Origin of the sequence: Psychrobacter sp. M9-54-1, assembly GCF_016613355.1 — a bacterium.
GTDB classification, from domain to species: domain Bacteria; phylum Pseudomonadota; class Gammaproteobacteria; order Pseudomonadales; family Moraxellaceae; genus Psychrobacter; species Psychrobacter faecalis.
The window spans coordinates 58,620-81,470 of sequence record NZ_JADGFW010000013.1 but is presented as its reverse complement, the minus strand read 5'-3'; the positions used below and the strand labels follow the sequence as shown (position 1 = coordinate 81,470).

Annotated in this window: 16 protein-coding genes and 3 tRNA genes; 5 read left to right on the top strand and 14 right to left on the bottom strand. The window is 43.9% G+C overall.

From position 1 onward, the window contains the following. Nucleotides 1-298: 298 nt before the first annotated feature. The 11 genes from IQ457_RS06400 to IQ457_RS06350 form a co-directional block, all read right to left on the bottom strand. A complete protein-coding gene (locus IQ457_RS06400; protein WP_200662516.1) occupies nt 299-2,452 on the bottom strand; it encodes a cytochrome c biogenesis protein CcdA in 2,154 nt (717 codons plus the stop codon). A gap of 93 nt (nt 2,453-2,545) precedes the next feature. Continuing rightward, nucleotides 2,546-3,106, bottom strand: a complete 561-nt coding sequence (locus IQ457_RS06395; protein WP_200662515.1) for a protein-disulfide reductase DsbD domain-containing protein — start codon at nt 3,104-3,106, stop codon at nt 2,546-2,548. 274 nt (nt 3,107-3,380) lie between these two features. Further along, entirely contained in the window at nt 3,381-3,842 is a 462-nt protein-coding gene (gene gspG, locus IQ457_RS06390; protein ID WP_190295551.1) for a type II secretion system major pseudopilin GspG, read from the bottom strand. Nucleotides 3,843-4,328: 486 nt separating this feature from the next. Beyond that, complete coding sequence (gene gspF / locus IQ457_RS06385; protein ID WP_200662514.1) at nt 4,329-5,531, bottom strand: type II secretion system inner membrane protein GspF; 1,203 nt, start codon at nt 5,529-5,531, stop codon at nt 4,329-4,331. A 79-nt stretch (nt 5,532-5,610) separates the two neighbouring features. Continuing rightward, nucleotides 5,611-6,666: a hypothetical protein gene (locus IQ457_RS06380; RefSeq protein ID WP_200662513.1), complete on the bottom strand. Its 1,056-nt coding sequence runs from the start codon at nt 6,664-6,666 to the stop codon at nt 5,611-5,613. Between the two features lie 355 nt (nt 6,667-7,021). Then, on the bottom strand, nt 7,022-7,957 hold the full coding sequence (locus IQ457_RS06375; protein ID WP_200662512.1) for an AraC family transcriptional regulator: 936 nt from the start codon (nt 7,955-7,957) through the stop codon (nt 7,022-7,024). A 466-nt stretch (nt 7,958-8,423) separates the two neighbouring features. Next, a tRNA-His gene (locus IQ457_RS06370) sits at nt 8,424-8,499 on the bottom strand. A gap of 39 nt (nt 8,500-8,538) precedes the next feature. Beyond that, nucleotides 8,539-8,615: transfer RNA gene (locus tag IQ457_RS06365), tRNA-Arg, on the bottom strand. A 109-nt stretch (nt 8,616-8,724) separates the two neighbouring features. Further along, nucleotides 8,725-8,801, bottom strand: a tRNA-Pro gene (locus tag IQ457_RS06360). 242 nt (nt 8,802-9,043) lie between these two features. Beyond that, on the bottom strand, nt 9,044-10,651 hold the full coding sequence (locus IQ457_RS06355) for an McrC family protein (protein ID WP_200662511.1): 1,608 nt from the start codon (nt 10,649-10,651) through the stop codon (nt 9,044-9,046). Nucleotides 10,652-10,669: 18 nt separating this feature from the next. After that, nucleotides 10,670-12,130: an McrB family protein gene (locus IQ457_RS06350; RefSeq protein WP_242465371.1), complete on the bottom strand. Its 1,461-nt coding sequence runs from the start codon at nt 12,128-12,130 to the stop codon at nt 10,670-10,672. Between the two features lie 350 nt (nt 12,131-12,480). Between IQ457_RS06350 and IQ457_RS06345 the strand changes: the two genes are divergently transcribed. Both IQ457_RS06345 and IQ457_RS06340 read left to right on the top strand, forming a co-directional pair. After that, the gene (locus IQ457_RS06345; protein WP_200662509.1) at nt 12,481-13,236 is read left to right on the top strand and encodes a DUF4442 domain-containing protein; all 756 of its coding nucleotides are present in this window, start codon (nt 12,481-12,483) and stop codon (nt 13,234-13,236) included. A 74-nt stretch (nt 13,237-13,310) separates the two neighbouring features. Further along, nucleotides 13,311-13,805, top strand: a complete 495-nt coding sequence (locus tag IQ457_RS06340) for a RidA family protein (protein ID WP_200662508.1) — start codon at nt 13,311-13,313, stop codon at nt 13,803-13,805. A gap of 123 nt (nt 13,806-13,928) precedes the next feature. On the opposite strand, the gene gspE is transcribed toward IQ457_RS06340, so the two are convergent. Continuing rightward, nucleotides 13,929-15,485, bottom strand: coding sequence for a type II secretion system ATPase GspE (gene gspE / locus IQ457_RS06335; protein WP_200662507.1), 1,557 nt, complete (start codon nt 15,483-15,485; stop codon nt 13,929-13,931). Nucleotides 15,486-15,869: 384 nt separating this feature from the next. Here gspE and IQ457_RS06330 point away from each other — a divergent pair, with 384 nt between their 5' ends. Together IQ457_RS06330 and IQ457_RS06325 are read left to right on the top strand one after the other, a co-directional pair. After that, nucleotides 15,870-16,724, top strand: a complete 855-nt coding sequence (locus IQ457_RS06330) for a thiazole synthase (protein WP_242465370.1) — start codon at nt 15,870-15,872, stop codon at nt 16,722-16,724. Nucleotides 16,725-16,984: 260 nt separating this feature from the next. After that, entirely contained in the window at nt 16,985-18,424 is a 1,440-nt protein-coding gene (locus IQ457_RS06325; protein WP_200662506.1) for a WS/DGAT/MGAT family O-acyltransferase, read from the top strand. A 50-nt stretch (nt 18,425-18,474) separates the two neighbouring features. Here IQ457_RS06325 and IQ457_RS06320 read toward each other — a convergent pair whose 3' ends face one another. After that, nucleotides 18,475-19,302, bottom strand: a complete 828-nt coding sequence (locus IQ457_RS06320; RefSeq protein WP_200662505.1) for an inositol monophosphatase family protein — start codon at nt 19,300-19,302, stop codon at nt 18,475-18,477. 264 nt (nt 19,303-19,566) lie between these two features. Continuing rightward, complete coding sequence (gene dxs, locus IQ457_RS06315) at nt 19,567-21,615, bottom strand: 1-deoxy-D-xylulose-5-phosphate synthase (RefSeq protein ID WP_200662504.1); 2,049 nt, start codon at nt 21,613-21,615, stop codon at nt 19,567-19,569. 541 nt (nt 21,616-22,156) lie between these two features. Between dxs and ribA the strand changes: the two genes are divergently transcribed. Next, nucleotides 22,157-22,840: a GTP cyclohydrolase II gene (gene ribA / locus IQ457_RS06310; RefSeq protein ID WP_200662503.1), complete on the top strand. Its 684-nt coding sequence runs from the start codon at nt 22,157-22,159 to the stop codon at nt 22,838-22,840. Nucleotides 22,841-22,851 lie beyond the last annotated feature (11 nt).

The window sequence follows — 22,851 nt, the reverse complement described above, 5'->3', positions numbered from 1 at the left end:
AGAAAACCAATAAATATGGACGTGTCAGGTAGCCATTACTTGTGGTAATGCGCCTTTCGCAATGTTGCTTTATTGTAATGAAAATAAGGGTACTATACTAGCGTTATTGCGAGCAAATGCTGATGTAAATAATAAGGTAAGTAGTTAAATAATAGTAATAAATAACGTTAAACCAAGGATTTAGCGTCTATATTAAAAAGGCTATTTAGTAAGATTGAAAAAGCCAACATCCTCTTATCGAAGGATGTTGGCTTTTTAATGGGTAGAAATGACGTGGAATTTATCTACATTTGAACGATTAATTTAACGCAGTTAAGGTTTGCTCAAATTCTGCGCGCCCGATTTCACCTACTTGTTGATTGACCAATTGACCGTCTTGATAATACAGCAATGCTGGCGGACCAAATAGTTTATAACGCGCTAAGATTGCTTTTGAATCCGCTGTTGTCTCCGTGATATCAAGTCTGACCAATTGCCAATCTTGCATCTGCGCCGGGCGATTATGAAATAAGTTTTTATCCATAATCCGGCACTCAATGCACCATTCAGCGGTGACATCGACCAGCACTTTAGGGTTGGCGGCGACAATAGTGCCTAGCTCAGCCAGCGTCGTGACCGTCTTATCGGTTGCATTACTGGTGGCTGGTTGACCAGCAGTCGTCTGCATCATCGGAGCCGCACTTAATGACGCCAGCGGATGTAAGCTATCATCGTTACCTAAGGCGGCACCAACGATTAAGCACGTCGCCCAAATACCGGCGATTAAGCCTAGCGCTTGGGTCAGCATCCGACCTTTGCCTAGCCAGCTCCATGCCCACATCGCCACTACCATAAACCACAGTGCCCACACCATCAGCATTACAGGCGATATAAAGACGCGCTCAATTAATAACAACGCCACGGCAAACAGCAGCAAAGCAAAGCCTTGCTTGACCCAGTTCATCCACTCGCCAGCTTTGGGCATTATTTTGCCTTGGGTCGCGCCGATTAAAATAAGCGGTGCCGACAAACCAAAACCGAGCATAAATAAAGCGGCAAACCCGAGAAGTGGGCTACCAATCGTCGATACGGCAAGTAGCGCACCAAATAAGGGTGCCGAAACGCATGGCGATACCACGAGCGCCGATAAAAAACCAGCGATTAAACTGCCACCCGTACTACCAAGCTTGCTATCACCTGCTTGGCTTAGACCCTGCATTTTACTACTGATGAATCTTGGCAGACGAATGCTAAATACGCCCAACATATAAAGGGCTAATAAGACAAAAACGATGGCAAACCCAATTAAAATAATCGGATTTTGTAGCCAACCGATAATGCCTAACGATTCGCCAAATACCGCAATGACCGCGCCTAAAATACCATAAGCGATGGCAACACCAATAGCGTAGCTGGTCGTTAAAATAACACCGCGTTTTACCGTTGGATTGTCTTCACGCGCGACGATATTGGCAACAATCGGTAGCATCGGTAACACGCATGGCGTCAATGCCAAGCCTAATCCTGCCAAAAATAATAACACCAATGCCAACCACGGATGCGAGGCTAAGCCAAAAGGGTCGCTATCAATCGTGTTATCACCAACAACGGTATTGTTTGTTGCAGCGCTATTGTTCGCTGCTTCACTTGTGACATTATCGCCTACCACTTCTTCATCGGCTCCAGAGATGGTATTGATTGCACCAAGCTCTGCATCTAACGCTTCGTCATCTAACAATGCATAATCAATCACCTCGTCATCTGGCGTAGTTTGCTCTGTAGCAAGACTATTGGTAACTGTCCCATCTGTAGAGGCTTGCGCAGTTTCTGCATTGCTATTATTGCTCGCAGAATCTGTAGCAGTGCTACTTGAACTATTGGCTGCCGATTGTGACGCAGCAGCAATATTGACCGTGGTTTTTATTTTCTCCGGTGGATAGCATAGACCCGCTTTGGCACAGCCTTGCCAACCTATCGTTACAGCAGCATTATCTATACCTTTGCCATTACTACTACTCAAAATGGTAGTAGCAACCATATTGGCTTGGTCAAATACCAATACTTGCCCAAAGGTTGGATCATCAATGGAGACTGGCTTTTGGCTAAAGGTAAAAGGTGCAGCGCTCACGCCACCAGGCAGCGTTAGCTTAATTTGGTCTTTATAAACATAGTGCTCAGGCGTAATGTCAAAGTTAATGGCTAAGCGCGTACCATTATTGACAGGTTTGCTACTACTGCTGACCTGAAACGCTTCGTTAACGGGCAAAAATTTCGGTTGGGTCGCGCTTTTATCACTGCTAAATAAATCGCCCAATCCTGCCGCTTGCGATGCCACTGGCACGGCCGTCAGCCCAGTAGCTCCTAGCCCTGTCAATAATGAGCCCGCGCTGAAAGCGAACGCCAACAGATAAGATTTTTTTGACGGTTTATTTTGCGTCAATGACGGAGACTTTTCTGCGCTCTTAAGGGACATGAAGGGCTACCTATTATTACCAAAATTCGAATTGACCAATTCACTGTCTGTATAGACTCGTCTATTTACATCATTATTTATTTACGTGGCTGTTTATTTACCAGCTGTGCCAATATTGACTGTGGTTTTAATTTTCTCTGGAGGATAGCATAGACCCGCTTTAGCACAGCCCTGCCAGCCGATGACAACGGGTACATTTTTGGCGCCTTTACTATTATTGGTGCTCAGCGTGGTGGTAGCAATTATATTTTTTTGCGTAAAAACAGACACTTTCCCAAAGGTAGGATCATTAATAGAAATTGGCGACTGGCTAAAGCGAAATGGCGTCGCACTGATGCCCTTTGGAAAACTTAGCGTCAGCTTGTCTTTATAAACGTAATGGCCGGGCGTGATATCAAAGGTAATCGATAACTGCGTGCCTTTAGACGTCGCTTTGGTAATACTATCTACTTTAAAAGCTTTATCGACCGGCAAGAACTTCGATTGTGCTGCATTGTTATTGCCAAACAATTCACCTAGCCCTGCTGCCTGCGCGCTCATCGAAATTGTTGATAAACCTGTCATCAACGAGGTGCTTATAAGCGCCATTGCCAATAGATGAGACTTTTTAGCAAGGCGTTTTTTGATAACTAGCGTGGCTGTTTTGATAAACATAAATAACTACCTTTGATAGCGGGTTTTAAAATTACTCTTAATAACTGTTTGTCATGACTTTTGATTAAAAAGGCTGAACGTATATGGTGGGTGTCTATTCAGCATGGTACTTACCGGCATAGTACTTATTTTATGCTTTCATAAAAAATATCAACCAATAAAGCCTTATTGGTTGATATTTAGAAATTTTAACGCCGCATTAATCAATAAAGTGTTAGAAAACGCTATGTTGCTCAGCGCTAATCACTTTAATCTAATCACTTTAAAGCGCAGCTTATAACTGGGCATAAATATCAGCGTCTTGCCCTTCGCCGCCTTGCTGCCCATCAGCGCCTAATGAAAATAAATCATAAGGGCGGCCTTCACTACCTGGCGCGACATATTGCAGCTCGTTTTCCCAACCATCGGTCGGATAGCCACCTTTGATATAACCGCCATCGGGATAGTTTTTGGCGTCAGCGGGCGGTGTGGTTAGGGCCTCTAAACCTTGCGCCGTCGTTGGATAACGCGAATTATCAACCTTGTACATATCAAGCGCATTGGATACCGTTGCCAGCGCCGTTTCTGTGGTTTTGACGCGCGCTTTGTCACTTTGTCCAACCACTTTTGGTACGACTAGACCTGCGAGAATGGCCAAAATCACAATCACCACCATAATCTCAATAAGGGTAAATCCAGATTGGCTATGACGCAATAACGCACGACCTTTCAGAGCAGCGGGCGTATTTTTATTCATATTTTCTGCCTGCAACTTCTCATTATTCCTAGCGTTTTTTGGCATGGTATCTACTTGCGTCGTGTCAATTATAGTCATCGCTTTGGTCATCGCTTTTGGTATCAGGTGATATAAATAATGAATGTGCTGTTCAGAGCGTTTTAATGGGTTGGCTTTAAATTAATGAACCCTAAACCGTTTATCACTATAAACCATGCTTTTATTTTTATCCAGCGCTGCAGTGGATTGTTATGAATATTGACTTTTATGGATACACGCCGTGAAATATTGGATGACCGCTATCCTTTATACTAAACAGTTTATAAGCAAAGCTTTTGACGAGCGCTTACTATAGCGTGATGATTGACTGTGCTCTAGTAAAAACGTACCGCTGTCAACAATCTACAACAGTAAGCAAGGCTTAAGAAATTTAGCGGAAGCTTTAGCAAGATAAAGGTAATAGATTTTGAGTCAGCTGCAGAGAAATTAACAAAGCTTAAGCGTTTACTAACCTGCCAAATCATTCATATTCACAATCGGCAGCATCACCGCCATGACGATAATCATCACCACCACGCCCATCAGTACTAGCATTAACGGCTCAAGTAACGACAGTAAGGTGCTGATAAAGTTGGTTGCTTCGGCCTCTTGCATATTAGCGGCGCGGCTGAGCATGTTTTCAAGCTCGCCTGAATTTTCCCCACTTTTAATCATTTGTACCATCATCGGCGGAAAGTAGGCGGATTTTTCTAATTGACTCGATAAGCTTGAGCCTTCCGTTACCCTATCGGCTGCGGTGATAATGGTTTTTTGAATGTGTAAATTGGTCGTCACCGCCGCGCCAATATGCAGCGCTTCAATCAGCGGCACCCCCGAGCGTACCAATATCGCAAGCGTACTGGCAAAACGCGCCGCATTAAGCCCTTTTGACAACCTAGCCAATATCGGCAATTTAAGCACGGTACTGTCTATGGCTAATTTACCTGCTTGAGTTTGGGCAAAGCGATAAAACAAAAACGCCGCGCCTGCCAAGACCAGCAGCATTAGCCACCACCACTGGGTGATAAGATTTGATAAACTCAGAACCACTTGGGTAATTAAGGGCAGCGCTTGCTCAGATTGTTCAAAAACTTTGACAATTTTAGGCACCACAAAGCTCATCAAGCCCATGATTACCCCAACCGCCATCACCATCAGCACAATCGGATAGACCATCGCCCCTTGGATTTTCTTTTGTAGGGCAAAACGGTTTTCGGTGTAGTCTGCCAATTGATTGAGAATTAAATCTAAATGACCGGACTTCTCCCCTGCGGCAATGGTAGCAATATAAAGCGGCGGAAAACTGGCCGCTTGTTGCAGCGCACGCGCAAGGCTCAAGCCTTCTAGTACGTGCGAGCGCACGGCAAGCATCAATGATTTGATATGGGTTTTTGGCGATTGTTTGGCGACGGCAGCGAGCGTTTCTTCTAAAGGGATACCGGCGGCAAGCAATACCGATAATTGACGCGTCAGCAATGCCAACTCGTAAGCAGAGGGTTTTTTATAGCGGCTTTTGTGTTGACTTTGTCTGTCATTGACCGCGTTGACTTCAACGGGGGTCCACTGCTTATCGCGCAGCTGCTGACGCACTTGGCGCGCCGAGTCGCCTTCGATTAAGCCCTTTTGGACACTGCCATGGTCGTCTAACGCTTTATAATGATAAGCGGGCATAGCGGCAAATATCCTAAGGTGGTCAATGAGAAATGCTGATAAGCAGGAATTTTAAAGTAAATTTTAGCGAATAAACACCTTAAAAAAGCGGCGTAGAATCACTACTATCTGGCATTAAGCCTTGTAATAATAAAACATCTAAATGCTGTTGTTGCAATTTTTTATCAAAGTCATTGACCTCAGCAATCAGCATGCGCTCGATACGCTTATCGCTAGCAAAGACACTAAGGCGCGCACAGATAACCGCCAATTGATAAATACGTTTTTTGCAATAACCATCCAAGCCTTGTAGCAGTCTTACCATATGTGGCGTCTCTAAACTAGCGTATTCATAGTCGCTCACGATCTGCGGAGCAAGGGCGGTAACCCCATAACTGATAGACAGATGGGCGCAAAAATAGCAGCTAAATAAGTAACCAACCACGTGTCCAATATAATAAGCGCGGTCATAAGTAAAGCTGCTAACCCCAAAGTGCCCGAGGACATAACTGTTCAAGCTGCCTTGATCTACAATAGGCTTGTCATGTTTGAGTTTACCAACGGTAGGGAAACGCAGTGGATTATGACCATCTTGCGTCGTCAGCTGCCAACCAGCGGGCTGCTGCGCCGGCATATGACGGACGATATCTTCGATAATATCATCGACCACGTGCAACTGTTGCCATAAACGCTCTAGCCCGTCGGTATCCATCAGACCACGTTTATCAAGCTGCTGCGCCAGTAAATATTGCTGATATTCTGCAAACTGGGTTTTTAGCGTTTGCACCAGATACGTAGGACGGGTGGCGGCAGACGCCATATAAAGCTGACGTGTACGCTCATGCTGACGACGATAAAGCGCTAACCGCTGCGCGGCGATATTGGTTTCGCTGCTATTCGATTCACTGCTGCTAAGAGTATTTAGACTTACTTGCTCAGCACCTGATTCGGCGTCTGGCAAGGTAAATAACGCGAGCAGCGCCGCTTTATCAAGCACAGGCGTAATATTGGTTTTTTGCTTATTTTTTGCCGTACGCGGTTTATTTTTTGCCTTACTTTTCACGTCTTTTTTATCAGCGTTGGCTGTCGAAGTAGCGGACGCAGTAGTATGCTGGCTATTTGAAGTCACGGTTGGCTTAGCGGTTGGTTCAGTCATAAAATACCATTAGCTGTAAAAATAAACTTTGCCCAAGTTATCCTAAATGAATAGTCTATCAGCACTTATAACCAACTACTTTCCAATAGCGGCCAGCAGATAGTGCCATAAAATGCGCTAGAATCTCGCTATGAAGCTTGGGCAAAACATGACTCTATAGTACCTTAACCTAAGTGCATTGTCAGCTAGCCATCGCCGAAATACTCAGTATCTAAATCAGTGATAAAGGTAGTAGTAACCAATAGTTATGCTAAAAGGCGGGAGTTTTAATTAATAATGAGCAGCGAGCAAAAAAGCGCTAAAGCCGATAAATAGCCTGAGCGCTTTTAAAAAAGGTTTAGCAATTAACAGCTAATTAAGAGAGCGTTTGCTGTTGATACTGCTGCCGATAAGCTTTAGGGGAGATGCCGTAAACACGCTTAAACGCTTGGCTAAAGGTTGAATCCGAAGCATAACCAACCAAACCGCTAATACGGCTGATACTGTTTTGCTGCAAACGCAAATAACGCGCGGCCAAGCGCAAGCGATAATCCATCAAATAGGTCAACGGCGGTATACCAACGACCTCTTTAAAGCGCTGAGCAAAGCTTGAGCGCGACATGCCTGCTACCTCAGCAAGCTTATTAATCGTCCAATTTTCGCTTGGCATCTCATGCATCGCAACCAGCGCTTTGGTCAAAAACGGATCTTTCATCGCTTTTAGCCAATTCTCAGTGGCTTCAGGCAGACTTTCAATATATACCCGCAAACATTCAATCATCATAATACTTGCCCAATGATTGATCACCGCGGTTTTACCCATGCGCTCGTGCTCAGCCTCTAGCGTCAGCAGCCTAATCTCGACATCAATCACCTCAAACCGGCCATCATCTTCATCATTGACTTCCGGCAGAATCGATGGCAGTACGGACAATAAAGGCCGAATCATCGCCTTATCATACTTACACTCGATTAATATCAATGACGCCTCAGAATCACCGTCACCCTTTAAATCCAGCGTATGCTCTTTACAGCTCGTCAATAACTCATCTAACGGCTGCGCCTCATCACTATGATAGTTTAGCGCATAACTCACATGCTGATGCGCGCTTGGAATCATAATCATATCGCCAGCGCGCGTTTCTCGTGGGCCATTGCCGACGTCGATACAAAAACCACCCGACATCACCAAATAAAATAAAATCGTATCTTGCCTAGTGAGTGAATAAGACCAATTGCCCGTCACATTCAATCGATAATACTTCGTTTCGAATAAATGTACATTTTGTAGCAACACGCTTAGTGCGTCCATCGCTCACTTCCTCAATCATGGGTAATTAAAATAGCAAAATTTAAAAATAGAAACAAAGCACTGATGACTGCAAAATCTTTTGAAATAATGGGGCAAAAAATTTTATTTTTATTTGATAGGTATTTTATTTTAGATAAAATCAAAGCAAAAATTTGAATAAGAATATCAAGTAAATAATTTAATGTGATAGCTTAATTGAACAAGGCTTAACAAATGATAGAACATTCGCGAGCCTATCTATCATAAGAAAAACAGCGAAAAAAGGCTAGCAGATGCTTAGATAATTAAATGCCTGGGAAGCTTATAACTTATTAGAATTAAAACAGCAGGCTAGTTCGCATATCATCATAACTTAAAAAGTATGCATTGATATAAAACAAACAGGCACAAAAAAATGCCAGTAAAGGCAAGCAGGGTTATTTTGATATTTTTGAATTTAATGAGGAAGGAGATGCAGAATAAAATATGGGGCGACTGATGGGACTCGAACCCACGACAACCGAGATCACAACCCGGGGCTCTACCAACTGAGCTACAACCGCCATAACTATTGCCTGATAAGGCAAGATTGACAGGCTAAATGGTGCGCCTGGCAGGATTCGAACCTGCGGCCACCTCCTTAGAAGGGAGATGCTCTATCCAGCTGAGCTACAGGCGCTCTTAGAGGACTTTTATATATTTTGATTGGTTTATCATATCAGAAATATCTAACATAAAAAACTATATCATCATACATAAAAAAAAGCCTGTAAGGCTCTTTAAATAGATGGTCGGAGTGATAGGATTCGAACCTACGACCCTCTGGTCCCAAACCAGATGCGCTACCAAACTGCGCCACACTCCGAAATTCTCTATTATCTCGATAATTTGTTAATTAACTTGTTGTTGGTAATACCGCTAACTTGTTAATGTTCCTCGCTATCGAGGTGCACATATTAAGGGGTAAAGCCGATTGTGTCAACACCTATTTTTGATTATTTTAAAGAATCGTTAAATTCTTTCAAAAATGCGCCATTTTTATAACAATGGCGGCGTCGCAACGTTGGTTTTTTACTGACCTTAATACTACATTGCCAACAGCGCTTATTATACTACATTCAAATCTGGAAGCAAGTCACCGTTTACTTTTCCGGTCAGCACATTAAAGGGCATCAGCCATAATTTGGCATGATTGGACGGCTTTTTGTAGCTTTTATCATTGTCTGCGTCATTATAAGCTTGTTGCTGGAGCAGGATTGGTTGTCTGCTATTGTCCTGTACCGGATAAACCAGCCAGCCCTGCTCGGCGTGATAAGCCTGCGCGTAACTGCTCAACTGATAGGCGTCGCCCGCACTAATCGCCCCTGCATGCGGCAAATGCTTCCATTTAATATCAATCACATGGCTATAATTACCTGATTGGGGTAAGTGAGCAGACATATGCGATTCTGGCTTTACGGAGTCCCCGTCAAGCGCTTTGAGATTAGGGTCAGTCTGCACATGAGCACTTTTATAAATCAATAAATCAGGACGAATGGACAAACATGCCTGCCCTTTTGCATCATGTAGCCACACTCGCTGTGCTTGAAACAAAGGCTTATAAGCCAAATCAATTTGCTGAAACTGGGCCGCTATGCGCAGACTTGCCCATTGCTCGAACGCTTGATTCATATCAATCAATAAACATAGGCGCGGTTGTGCGGCGTTTTGATTGGCTAATGTTTGTGGCTTAACGCCATTGCCAGTATGAGCGTCAGATTGCTGCAAGAGCCAATAAGCTAAGTCCAATAATTGCTGCGCCGCTTGTAATTGCTGCCGAGATAAAGGCTGTAGCGCCAATTGCCGCTTTGCTTGCTGATAAAAAGACTCAAGCCGCTGCAACTCATAACGACTTAACCCTGCTACTTGTCGCCACTGCTGTAATGCGGGCAGTGACATTGATGGTGGAGATAACGGAGTAAGTAAGTTGAGCGCGCTTTTAATCAAGCGATTACACAGCATCTTTTGGCTCAGCACACTGCTTTCACAGACAAACTTATGCGGCTGCATGCTGTTATGGCGTAATTGCTCTTTAATCAGCAAACGACCTTGTAACGCTGCTTGGTTATGGATTTGCGCTTGATAATGCTTCGTCGGCTGATAATGCGCCAAACGCTGTAAAAACTGCGCAAGCAGCCAGTCAGATAATGGCATTGCTTTAGTCGGTAGCGCTGCTAACTGATCGCTAAATTGGCCAAAGTTTTTTGCATTAGGAAGCTTATTTTTATCATGACTGCTACTGGTTAAATCCGCCAGCATATTCTGCACCCATTGCCGCGTTTGATTGATGTCATTGGATTTAGCTAAACCGTATGGCTGTTGCTGATTATGTTTGCTAGACGTTTTTGCTATTAACTTAGGCAATATCTCAAGCGTCATGCCACTGGGTAATAAAATAATACCAATATAATGGCCGACTTTTAGCTGCCATTGTCCTTGCTGACGTTTAATGCTAAAAAAGGCAAGCTCTTGCGTTATTAACCAGTGAAAGTCCGCTACGTGGGCAAAATCATAGGCCGTTAAACGTTGATGCTCAAACACCGTAATAATATTAGCACTAAGTGCAGCCGCACTGACGTTATTAGCAATACTCGCACTATTGCTATTGCCACTATTAACGTTGTGATTAATGTGGCTGCCTATCGCTTTGTCATCAGACTGTAATACTCTACTCATCACAAGCTAGCCACCTTGTTAATATAAACGCTGATAGACAAACGGCTTGGCAAACTCAGCCGTATTATTGATTAAATCGGCATTAATTTTATAACTGCCACTACTCATAGACTGGCCGAGCAATGAATGCTGGTCGGCAAACATGGGATTTGAATTATTAGGACTGGCTAAGTTATTGGCATTATCAATCAGTGCTTGGCTATCTTGTATAAACTGCGCATTTAGCGGCTGCTGCTCATCTTGAAAGATATATTGCAAAACAGTGACTTGTCCACCCGCTGCTTGCGCCAATTGCGGAATGATTTGCTCAATCAGTGCCGTTTGCAATTGTTCAAGACTGTCTACTGACCATAAAAACGCATGACCTAATTGCGCCTCTGCACCAAGGGTTTGCGTAATACGATGATTTAAACCAGTTAAAATTTTTGCTAAATCTATCGTTTCTGCCGGATCAACCGTTTCTGAATTACCGGTTTCTGAATTACCGGTTTCTGAATTAACTGGATTGACATAAATAACAGGTAATAATTCGGGCTGCGGCGGACAATCAATAAAGCGAAAACGCCGTCGTAATGCCATATCAAGCGGCGCTAGTGAGTGGTCTTGGGTGTTCATGGTGGCATAAATATCAACGTTGGCAGGGACGTTAAAGGTTCGCCCTGAATAGGCCAAATTAACCGTCATCGTATTTGCCATGCCAGCGCGTTTATCGGGTTCAATCAAACTTAATAGCTCGCCAAAGACCCGTGATACGTTAGCGCGATTAATTTCATCAATCAGCATCGCATAACGCTGCTCGGGATCATTAGCAGCGCGTTGGCACAATTTCAAAAATGCACCATCTTGCACGTCATAACTCATTTGAGATGAGCTGTTTTTTGTATGATCGGACGATGCCATCACCGGACGGATACCTTCGACAAATTCCTCATAACCATAGGCTTGATGAAAGCTGACCATACTAAAGCGCTGCTGACGGAACTCTTTATTTTGGCTATTATTCTCGCGCTGCGCCTGTTGAAACTCAGCTAATTGCTGCGCTAAATCACTTAACAAATCTATACTTTCTGGCAGTAAATACCATGCACCGCTATGGTCTTTATCAAAATAGGCTTGGCTGGCTCGATTTTTATAACTAACGGTTTGTGAGCTAGCAGGCGTATGCATTTGCAGCACAGACCAAGCGGTATTGCTTAAGTTTTTATCACGTGCATTTTGCGCCGCTTTATTGACAAAAAACTCATGATTGACAATTTCTGGCACCTTGACCAAGTCCTGTTTTTTAGACTTAAAATCCAAAAATATCAAACAAACCACATCACGCCAGCTTAACGGCTGCAAAAGTTGTCTCAATAATTCTTTGTCATTTATCTTTGGTAAGCAGTCAGTATATTGCTGTGCGATTTGGAGCAAGCGATAGGTTTTACCTGTACCAGCAATGCCTGTATAGATGATATTGGTTGGTTTGGAAGGAGACATATTTGGCATGACCTTATCTAGCATGGCATTGTCGAACATGAGAAAAAAACGGCAAAATAGTTGAAATGTGCTAAAACCTGACGATTATAACGTGGCTCGCTAAAATTAAACGAGCTAACAAAAATGGCATTACTTCTCATACCTAAGATACCGTTACGTTAGTCATATTTTATACGCGCGGCAGTTCATGTTAATAATGGTAGCGATACGGCACTTAATGTACCATAACTAAAATAGTTGCTAAGTTAAGTTGCGAAGATAAAAAGAATTTGTCGCCTTATCTATCGTCTTAACCTTTTTATCGCACTAGCAAAACACTGTAAATCCCACTTAAAATTGAGGAATGTTGTATGTCAGGATTATTAAAGAAACTCCCTAGCAAACTGAGTAGCAAACTACCAGCCAGAGTTTCTGACAACACCAAAGTGCTAGACGAAAAACCAAATAGCACGCTAAAACCCATCAGCAACCAATTTACCAAACTGCTATCTGTCACCAAGTTTCTGCCTGCGGCCGCGCGCGCCAGCATTTTATCGAAAGCCTTTGGTAAAGTGGTGCCATACGTGGGTACAACAGGTATTTATTATGAAAACGTCGATCCCAATCAAGTGGTGGTCAGCTTAAATAATACCAAAGCGGTGCAAAACCATATTGGCTCGGTTCATGCGGTTGCTATCACCTTACTTGCGGAAACCGCAACAGGGTTTATTTTGGGTTTAAACCTACCCTCTGACCGCGTATTATTGATTAAATCTTACTCGGTGAATTTTTATCGCCCGATTAAAAAAGGTCAAATCGCCGCGGTGGCATCATTATCTGACCAGCAACGCTTGGATATTTTAAATACGCCAAAGGGTGAGATGGTCATACCGTGCGTGATTCATGACCGCGAGTCAGATAGCGACCGTGACCCTATCGTCGTCGAGATGACGTGGGCTTGGATACCCAAATCTGAGCTAGAAGCACGCCGTCAAGGTAAAGCCGCTAAAGCGCTAGAAAACAAGCAAAATGACAATGAAAAAACCAAAGATGAGCAATCTAAGTCTGAGCAAGACGAGAGTGAAGCAAGCAGCAAACACTCAACACAGGAACTCGAGAGCAATTAATTTAAACCTGTTAAAGAAGTAATTAGCTACCAAAAAATGGATTTATAAAACATTACAATAACAAGGAGACAAGTATGTCTAGATATATCAATAAACTGACGACTCATTTATCTAAAGTAGTGCTGATTAGCGCCTGTTCATTAGGCTTAGGTTTTGCGGTTACGGCTAATGCCGCGCCAACAACTAATAATGCAACCGTCACCAAATCTAGCCCAGTATTTCTCGGTGATGGCGGCAATTATCCATTTTCAGAAGCGGTACGTGTGGGCGATACGTTATATATGTCAGGACAGATTGGTTTTAAAGACGGTAAATTGGTCAAAGGTGGCGTCAAAGCCGAAGCCAAGCAAGCGCTCGATAATATCAATAAAACCTTGTTAAAGTACGGCTACCAAAAATCAGACATCGTCAAATGTATGGCGATGCTGACTGATATGGACGACTTTGATGGCTTTAATAAAGTCTATAAAGCAGAGTTGGCTAAGCCTTATCCTGTACGCTCAGCCTTTGGCGTTTCAGAGCTGGCAGCGGGCGCAAGCGTTGAAGTTGAGTGTATCGCCGCAAAATAGCAGCACTACTTAAAATAAACCAAACTGACTTTTTGATTAACGGTTATTGAGCCAATTGCACCGACTTTTGACTCAATAACCGTTTTGCTTTATACAATCGTTTTTCTTTATACTATCGTTTTTTTATACAATCATAGCGTCATCAGTTAGGGCGCTTTCTTTGGTTACCCGCAGCACTTCTTCTAACGTCGTCCGACCCTCTATGACTTTGCGTAGTCCATCAGCACGTATCGATGGCGTTTGCTGACGGGCGTATTCTTCTAGCTCGTACTCGGCAGTATTACTATGAATCATCCGGCGCAAGGTATCGTCAATCGGTACCACTTCATAAATTGCCGTCCGCCCTTTAAAGCCTGAATTATTACATTTATCACAGCCCACTGGTTTCGGCAAATTAATAATATTCTCTGTTAATTTTTCAGTAGCCGTATTTGTAGCATTTGCCGCAATACCAATTTCAGTAAACAATTTGGCCTGCTCGTTATCAGCAGCCTGCCAGCCATGACAATGCGTACATAGCGTCCGTACCAAGCGCTGAGCGACGACACCAATCAGTGAGGACGATAATAAAAATGGCTCTACGCCCATGTCCTGCAAACGTGTGACCGCACCGATGGCGGTATTGGTATGCAGTGTCGATAATACCAAATGCCCTGTCAAAGACGCTTGCACGGCGATTTCGGCGGTTTCTAAATCACGAATCTCACCTACCATCACCACATCTGGATCTTGCCGCAACATGGCGCGCAAACTTTTAGCAAAGGTCATATCGACTTTATTATTCACCTGCGTCTGACCAATACCATCGAGCTGAAATTCAATCGGATCTTCAGCAGTCAAAATATTACGGGTTTGGTCATTTAAATCGGTTAATGCCGAATAGAGCGTAGTGGTTTTACCCGAACCCGTCGGTCCAGTCACCAAAATAATGCCATGCGGACGATGGATTAAGCGCTTAAGCTCACTATAGTCATTATCAGACAGTCCGAGATAAGTCATATTGAGACGACCGGCTTGCTTATCTAATAAACGCATGACCACGCGCTCACCAAAGCTTGATGGCAGCGTCGATACCCGCACATCGACCTCTCGTCCCGCTAAGCGCAAGCTAATACGTCCGTCTTGCGGCACACGTTTTTCGGCGATATCCAGTTTGGCCATTACTTTGATACGCGAGACCAGTAACGGCGCCAATTGGCGTTTTGGCGTGATAATTTCTTTTAGCTCTCCATCGACACGAAAGCGTACCACTAAGCGCTTCTCAAAAGTTTCAATATGAATATCTGAGGCATTTAAACGTATCGCTTCAGACAACAGCGCATTAATCAGACGAATAATTGGCGCATCGTCTTGCTGATCCATCAAATCTTCCGTTTCAGGAACACTATCGGCCAGGCTATCGAGGTCAGGATGGTCTTCAAGCCCAGCGGCAATATGCTGCGACTCGCCCGTATTACCGGCATAGGCGGCATTCATGCGTTTTTCGAAATCTTCAATGCTGATACTTTCGTAATTTGGCACACCGCGCACGCCTTGCTGCTGTAAAAAACGCACCGCCTCATTAATGGCGGACAGTGGCGTGGTTTTGGTCAACACCAAGGTCGGTGGCAACTCAGGATCAATAGCAAGAATGGCCAAAATTTGATGGCGTTTTGCAAAACTGTACGGCAGCTGCAGCATAAAGACGACCTAGTGAGTGGTTAATTTAAAAAAGAACTTAAAAAACAGCTTATAAAATAACTTTGAAAACAGTCTTGAAAACACAATCTAATACATGCCAAAAAACACTACAATCGTTAAACTGGGTAAAGATTGTCAGTAAGCGCGTATGAGTTTGTTATAATAACATTTTGTTTTATACAAGTAGCAAGGCTTTGTTTGGATTTATGACTTTGCTTTTAAAGCAGTTATATTATTAGCATTTAACATCGCAAGCCTTTGGCCACATAACGCCTATATACGTTTTGCCTCTACTACTATTTAATAAAAACTCTTATTAAACACAGTAACAAACTTAATAACCTCGTTAGTCACCTTTGTCCGCCCGCTATTAGGATTATCCTTATGTCACAAGCCGCAAATACTCCTACCAACGCTCAATCACTTTCACAAGATACATCGTTAAAAGATAACTTATCACAGGATACTTTTACGGTTGGCAGTCGTACATTCTCTTCTCGATTGTTGGTCGGTACTGGTAAATATAAAGACATGGCTGAGACGGGTGCGGCGATTGGCGCGTCAGAAGCTGAGATTGTCACCGTTGCTATTCGCCGTACCAATATTGGTCAAAATAGCAATGAGCCAAATTTATTAGATGTGATTTCACCGGATAAATATACCATCTTACCCAATACCGCAGGCTGTTTTGATGCCGAAACCGCGATTCGGACGTGTAAGCTTGCTCGCGAGCTATTAGGCGGGCATAATCTGGTGAAGCTAGAAGTATTAGGCGATGAAAAAACCCTTTATCCAAACGTGATGGAAACTCTAAAAGCCGCCAAGGTGCTAATCGATGATGGTTTTGAAGTCATGGTTTATACCTCTGACGACCCCATCGTCGCTCAAGAATTAGAGAGCATGGGCTGTGTGGCAATTATGCCGCTTGGTAGCTTAATTGGCTCAGGTTTAGGTTTGCTCAATCGCCATACGCTTAGCCTTATTATCGAAAACGCTAATGTACCCGTATTGGTTGATGCTGGCGTCGGTACCGCTTCTGATGCCGCGATTGCGATGGAGCTTGGTTGTGATGGCGTGCTGATGAACTCCGCCATTGCCAATGCGCAACATCCTGTGCTGATGGCGCAGGCCATGAAACATGCTATATGGGCAGGGCGTCAGGCGTTCTTAGCAGGTCGTATGCCGATGCGCAAAATGGCCGCTGCCAGTTCGCCGCAGACCGGCTACTTTTTTCAGTAGTTTTTAGCTTAGATTTTTCAAGTTGAATCCTGCAGGGCGAATTTTCTAGCTTAAATCTTTAAAAGCATGGCTTAACACATAATGAAATAATAAAAATCCCGTGCGCCATGCTTTTTATATTAAGATATTTTTCTAACTACTGTTAAATTTTCAATAATTTTTTGCTATATTTTTTAATTTTACTACACTTTACCTTTGTTTAACTGAATACTTATTTAGTTTATTGCCATTTTTTATTCATCGTCATAAAAGGATTTATTATGCGACTTCTCACAGCAGTCGACCAGTTGTTTTTACTTCTTGAGTCGCGTAAACAACCCATGCATGTTGGGGGTCTATTTTTATTCGAATTGCCCGAAAATGCGGACAGCAGTTTTGTTTGTCAATTAGTCAAGCAGATGCAGCACTCTGAGGTGCCGCCGACTTTTCCTTTTAACCAAGTGCTTGAGCATTTGATATTTTGGAAAAAAGACAAACACTTTGATGTTGAGCATCACTTGCACCATGTAGCGCTACCACAGCCCGCGCGTGTACGCGAGCTTTTGATGTACGTATCAAGAGAGCATGGTCGCCTGTTAGATCGGGCAATGCCGCTATGGGAATGTCATGTTATTGAAGGAATTGAGCCAGAAAGCGAAGGCGCGCCTGAACGTTTTGCCTTATATTTTAAAATCCATCATTCGCTCGTTGATGGCATCGCTGCCATGCGCTTGGTCAAAAAATCCTTATCGCAATCGCCAACCGAACCGGTGACGCTACCGATTTGGTCACTAATGGCACGTCATCGTAACCAAGTCGATGCGATTTTGCCGCAAGAGCGTTCGGCGCGGCGCATTATCAAAGAGCAAATATCAACCATTAAACCGGTATTTACAGAATTGCTCGATAACTTAAAAAATTTCGGTGATGACAGTTATGTCAGTACCTTTGCCGCGCCGATGAGTGTGCTTAATAAACGCATTTCAGCCTCGCGGCGCATCGCCGCGCAGTCCTATGAGATACAGCGTTTTAATGATATTGCTGAGCGTTTAAATATCAGTAAAAACGATGTGGTGCTTGCCGTTTGTGCTGGTGCTATTCGCCGTTATCTCCTGTCGATAGATGCGCTACCAAGTAAGCCTTTGATTGCTTTTGTACCCATGTCATTACGTACCGATAATAGCGTGGCGGGCAACCAGTTGTCATTTGTTCTTGCCAATTTGGGCACGCATTTAGACGATCCACTCAGCCGCATCGAGCTGATTCATCGCAGTATGAATAACGGCAAACGCCGCTTCCGCCGTATGAATCAAGCGCAGGTTATCAATTACAGTGTGATTTCTTATGCGTGGGAAGGTATCAATTTGGCAACTGGGCTGTTTCCGAAAAAACAGGCCTTTAACCTGATTATCTCCAACGTCCCTGGGTCAGAGAAGCCGCTATATTGGAACGGCGCGCGTCTGCAATCTTTGTATCCGGCATCGATTGTATTCAATGGACAAGCGATGAATATCACTCTCGCCAGCTATTTGGATAAGATTGAATTTGGCATTACCGCTTGCAGTAAAGCTTTACCGCATGTACAAGATATGCTCGTCCTCATAGAAGAAGAGTTGCAACTATTAGAGCGCACCAGCAAAGAGCTTGAATTTCAAGGCATTACGGTGACAGATAAAAGTAATGACAAGAAAAGCGGCAAAACAAAAAAGCTGGCGCCATAATGGAACCAGCTTTTTCAATATTAATTTTCTAAATCTTTAATAAGTTAAAACTACAAAATATCGCCCCACGTTGGGACAACCACTTGCATTAACGGTTTTAGTAATTTAACGTTACAAGCAAAGATAGAGCCTGAGGTCATTGAGTTGTGCGCGCCTGTATGGTCAACGACCACACCGCGTGCTTCGGTGACGATAAGCTCACCAGCAGCAATATCCCACGGCTTAATAGACATCTCAAAATAACCGTCAAAACGACCAGCTGCTACATAGCATAAATCTAGCGCGGCTGAGCCTAAACGGCGAATTTGACCGCCCGCTTCAGAGATTTTTTGTAAGCTTTCAAAGTGCTGCTTGGCATAAGAGATGACTTCACCATTACGTTTACGCTCAAGCGGATGACCAGTGGTAAATAAGCCGCCGTCGATGGTTTTACGCTCGCTCACTTGCATACGGCGATTGTTCAAGCGTGCGCCTTTACCACGGCTAGCCGAGAACATCTCATCACGTACAGGGTCATAGATGACGCCGTGCTGGGTCACGCCTTTATGTTGCACCGCGATAGAAACACAAAACTGCGGTACGCCATGGACGAAGTTTTTAGTACCGTCTAGCGGATCAATAATCCAGCACCAGTCAGCATCTTTGCCGCGACCTTCTTGCATACCAAACTCTTCACCCAAAAACGAGTGATTTGGATAGCTGGCTTTTAGGGTCTCAATCGTCAACTCTTCGCTAAAACGATCAATGCGCGTCACTAAACCATCAAGCCCTTTTGACTCAATATCTAGCTCGATTTTGTGGCGGTTTTGATGCGCATATAAAATCTCTTTACCAACTTTTTCAGCAGCACGCGCTGCGATAACGACCATGGGTTCCATAAATAACCTATTTGCTTGATGAATGAATACTACTTGAAAGATAGGACTGATAAAATGTACGAAAAATAAAAGCCGCTTAAAATTAAATCGGATTAATAACTCATGAAAACCATCGCCGCCTAGCGAACCAAATAAATGATTGCCAGCAGTAGTGCCGCCCAAGTTGTCAAATAATTCACACCTACGGCAAGTAGGCGAGGTTTAAACAAAAATGCTTTATTTTTCAATCCGCTATTTTAGCAATTTTTTTTGAGCGATAGGGTTTTATTTTAGCAACTGCTGCAGCTGGCTCAAGACCCCTGCAACATCCAGACCACAGTCAGCCATTTGTTCTGCTGGTGAACCATGAGCAATAAAGCGATCAGGAATACCGATATTACAGATTACTGGACGGCTATTTTTAAAGGCTATTGATTCGTTTAACAAATATTCATTTACTGCACTGCCCGCGCCGCCCATAATCGTATGCTCTTCTAAAGTGGCGATATGGGTGATGCCTTGCTTGATTAAGCTGTCAAGCAAGTGCGTATCTAAAGGTTTTACCCAGCGCATATTCACCACATGTACTTGGCAGTTTGAGTTTATATTATCGTTAATCAAGCTTTCTGCCGCTTGCTGAGCCGTCGCAACCATGGTACCAAAGGCTAATAATGCCAACTTATTAGGTGCGTTATCTTGACCTAAAACTGACTCTACTACCGCTTTACCAATGGAAAAAACCTGTGCGGGCTGGGTAATCGTCGCGCCAACGCCAGCCCCGCGCGGATAGCGCACAGCTGTACAGCCTTGATATTCATAGCAAGTATTGAGCAAGTGATAACATTCGTTTTCATCTTTTGGCGCGGCAATCAGCATATTTGGTACGCAGCGTAAAAAGGCAAAGTCGAATACGCCGGCATGAGTAGCACCATCTTCACCGACTAGACCGGCGCGGTCAACAGCAAACATCACATCAAGGTTTTGCAATGCCACGTCATGAATCAGCTGATCGTAGCCACGCTGCAAAAAGGTTGAATAGATGGCGACGATTGGCTTGACACCTTGGGTTGCCATGCCGCCTGCTAACGTTACCGCGTGTTGTTCAGCAATCGCTACATCAAAAAAACGATTGGGAAATTGACGGGCAAACTCAATCATGCCCGAGCCTTCTTCCATGGCTGGGGTAATCGCAAGCAATTTCTCGTCAGCAGCAGCTTTATCACATAAAAACTGGCCAAATACTTGCGAGTATTTTAATAGCGGTGTACTCGGTGCTAAGTTAGCGGTTAGCGCTTTCTTCTCGCTATCTTCAGCAGGCAATCTACTGATAGCATGATAGCCAACTGGATCTAATTCAGCAGGCGCAAACCCTTTACCTTTGGTGGTATAGATATGCACCAACACTGGGCCTTTTAATTGCTTGGCAAGCGATAGTACGCGCAGTAGCTCAGGGATATTGTGGCCATCAAACGGACCGAAATAAGTAAAACCAATGGCTTTAAATAGATTGTCTTCTAATTGCGGCACATCGCGCAGCTCGTTATGACGTTTACGGCGGTCGTAGGCTTGCATGTCAGGACGCTGGCATAATATCGGCTCGCCAGCATCAGAGATATCAACCTGATAGCCTGACTCCCACAATGTCGCTAAATGCCGTGAAAAACCACCAATCGAGCAAGATATCGACATGTCGTTGTCGTTTAAAATGACCAGCAAATCCGCATCTTGTTGGACGGCGTCATTCATCGCTTCAAACGCCATGCCGCCGGTCATTGCGCCATCACCTATAATACAGGCAACCGTTTGCGCGCGGCCTTGATAGCGTAGCGCCAGGCTCATGCCAAGACCCGCCGAAATAGACGTCGATGAATGCCCAACGCCAAAAGTGTCATAAACCGACTCGGCGCGTTCTGGAAAAGCGGTCAAACCATCTTTTGCGCGAATAGTACCAAGCTTTTCACGGCGACCCGTCAACACTTTATGGGCATAGGCCTGATGACCGACGTCCCAAACAATCTGATCTTGCGGCGCATCTAACAGATAATGCAGGGCAATGGTCAACTCAATGACGCCTAAATTGGCCCCGAAATGACCGCCACTTTGACCAGCTGAATAAAGCAGAAAAAGCCGTAGCTCATCCGCCAAGGTAATGAGCTGACTTTCGCTAAACGCTTTTAAATCAATCGGGGCGTCTACCGTATCAAGTAGCGGCGTATGCGGACGCTCACGTGGAATAACTGCATAGGTTTTTTGCAGATGCGATAGCGATGCAGCAGAATCAATGGCTGACGCAGATGATGACTTAGACTGTGGGGAATGAGGTGACTGCTGCATAAAACGTACGATACCTACCAATCTGCTAACAAGATGCTACCTTAGATACGGGCTATCACTAGCTAGCATCTAGGTGGCGTTAATAATAGTGCGGACATTATAAACTGACAAATGTCATCGACTATATCTTTATTAATACAGCGCTTAAAATAGCTGTGAATAACGATTTAAAATAAAACAAACTTTCAAAATTTAGAACTTTCAATTTTATAGACATTTTAAAATGAGACTATGTCCTCATATAAAATATTATAGCGCCTGCTAATTTTGCTTTCATATTGAGCGCATATCGGGCGACAGTGACGACATAGTAATGCAAGGGCTAAGACTTGTCACTGTATCCGTCAAAATAGTATGGCATAATAGCATTTATTTTTAATTGTCGCTTTAATCATCGTGCGCCGTCTGTGAACTTTGTGTGTATTTCCACCAAACAGCTTTCGTATGCTATTTTAGTTAGCAGCGCTTATGTCACACCTTTATTATTATAAAACTTTAACCGACCGCTAGCGTCACGATGATCGGCTTATGCAGGACATTAATGTCATATCAATTTATCACCAATGCCAAACTACCGACTCGTCACGGCGAGTTTGATATTCATATCTTTGAAAATGCAGACGGTCAAGAGCATGTGATGCTTACTGTCGGTTTACCTGTGGCCAATCAAACTGAGGTTTTAAATCAGCAGGACACGGCATCAATCGAAGACAGTCAGACGTCAAAAGAAGCGCTCATTCCGCTTATTCGTATTCATTCGGAATGCTTGACGGGTGATGCCTTTAGCTCATTAAAATGCGATTGTGGTCCCCAGCTTAATACCGCGATGCAGGCGATACAAGAAACCGGCTGCGGGGCGATATTATACTTGCGTCAAGAAGGACGCGGCATTGGCTTGACCAATAAAATCCGTGCTTATGCCTTGCAAGATCAAGGGCATGATACGTTAGATGCCAATCTTATGTTGGGTTTACCGGCTGATGCGCGCGTTTATGATATGTGCGGGCCGATGCTTGCTCATGTCGGCGTCGATAGCGTGCGCCTGATTACCAATAATCCCGATAAAGTGGCTTACTTAACCGAGCATGGTATTAATGTCGTCGAGCGCGTGCCGTTATTGGTCGGGGTAAACGATATGAATGCTGAGTATCTAGCGACCAAACGCGACCGCATGGGCCATCTGCTCGATAAAGATTTTAATACCGCCTTACACCTTAATAGATAGTAAATAATTAG

Coding starts and splice junctions, on each gene's coding strand:
- IQ457_RS06350 (WP_242465371.1), bottom strand. CDS start 12,130: ATGTCTCCTTCCAAACCAACCAATATCATCTATACAGGCATTGCTGGT.
- IQ457_RS06340 (WP_200662508.1), top strand. CDS start 13,311: ATGTCTAGATATATCAATAAACTGACGACTCATTTATCTAAAGTAGTG.
- IQ457_RS06400 (WP_200662516.1), bottom strand. CDS start 2,452: ATGTCCCTTAAGAGCGCAGAAAAGTCTCCGTCATTGACGCAAAATAAA.
- IQ457_RS06330 (WP_242465370.1), top strand. CDS start 15,870: ATGTCACAAGCCGCAAATACTCCTACCAACGCTCAATCACTTTCACAA.
- IQ457_RS06355 (WP_200662511.1), bottom strand. CDS start 10,651: ATGAGTAGAGTATTACAGTCTGATGACAAAGCGATAGGCAGCCACATT.
- IQ457_RS06345 (WP_200662509.1), top strand. CDS start 12,481: ATGTCAGGATTATTAAAGAAACTCCCTAGCAAACTGAGTAGCAAACTA.
- IQ457_RS06395 (WP_200662515.1), bottom strand. CDS start 3,106: ATGTTTATCAAAACAGCCACGCTAGTTATCAAAAAACGCCTTGCTAAA.
- IQ457_RS06380 (WP_200662513.1), bottom strand. CDS start 6,666: ATGACTGAACCAACCGCTAAGCCAACCGTGACTTCAAATAGCCAGCAT.
- gspE (WP_200662507.1), bottom strand. CDS start 15,485: ATGCTGCAGCTGCCGTACAGTTTTGCAAAACGCCATCAAATTTTGGCC.
- gspF (WP_200662514.1), bottom strand. CDS start 5,531: ATGCCCGCTTATCATTATAAAGCGTTAGACGACCATGGCAGTGTCCAA.
- IQ457_RS06320 (WP_200662505.1), bottom strand. CDS start 19,302: ATGGAACCCATGGTCGTTATCGCAGCGCGTGCTGCTGAAAAAGTTGGT.
- IQ457_RS06325 (WP_200662506.1), top strand. CDS start 16,985: ATGCGACTTCTCACAGCAGTCGACCAGTTGTTTTTACTTCTTGAGTCG.
- dxs (WP_200662504.1), bottom strand. CDS start 21,615: ATGCAGCAGTCACCTCATTCCCCACAGTCTAAGTCATCATCTGCGTCA.
- gspG (WP_190295551.1), bottom strand. CDS start 3,842: ATGAATAAAAATACGCCCGCTGCTCTGAAAGGTCGTGCGTTATTGCGT.
- ribA (WP_200662503.1), top strand. CDS start 22,157: ATGTCATATCAATTTATCACCAATGCCAAACTACCGACTCGTCACGGC.
- IQ457_RS06375 (WP_200662512.1), bottom strand. CDS start 7,957: ATGGACGCACTAAGCGTGTTGCTACAAAATGTACATTTATTCGAAACG.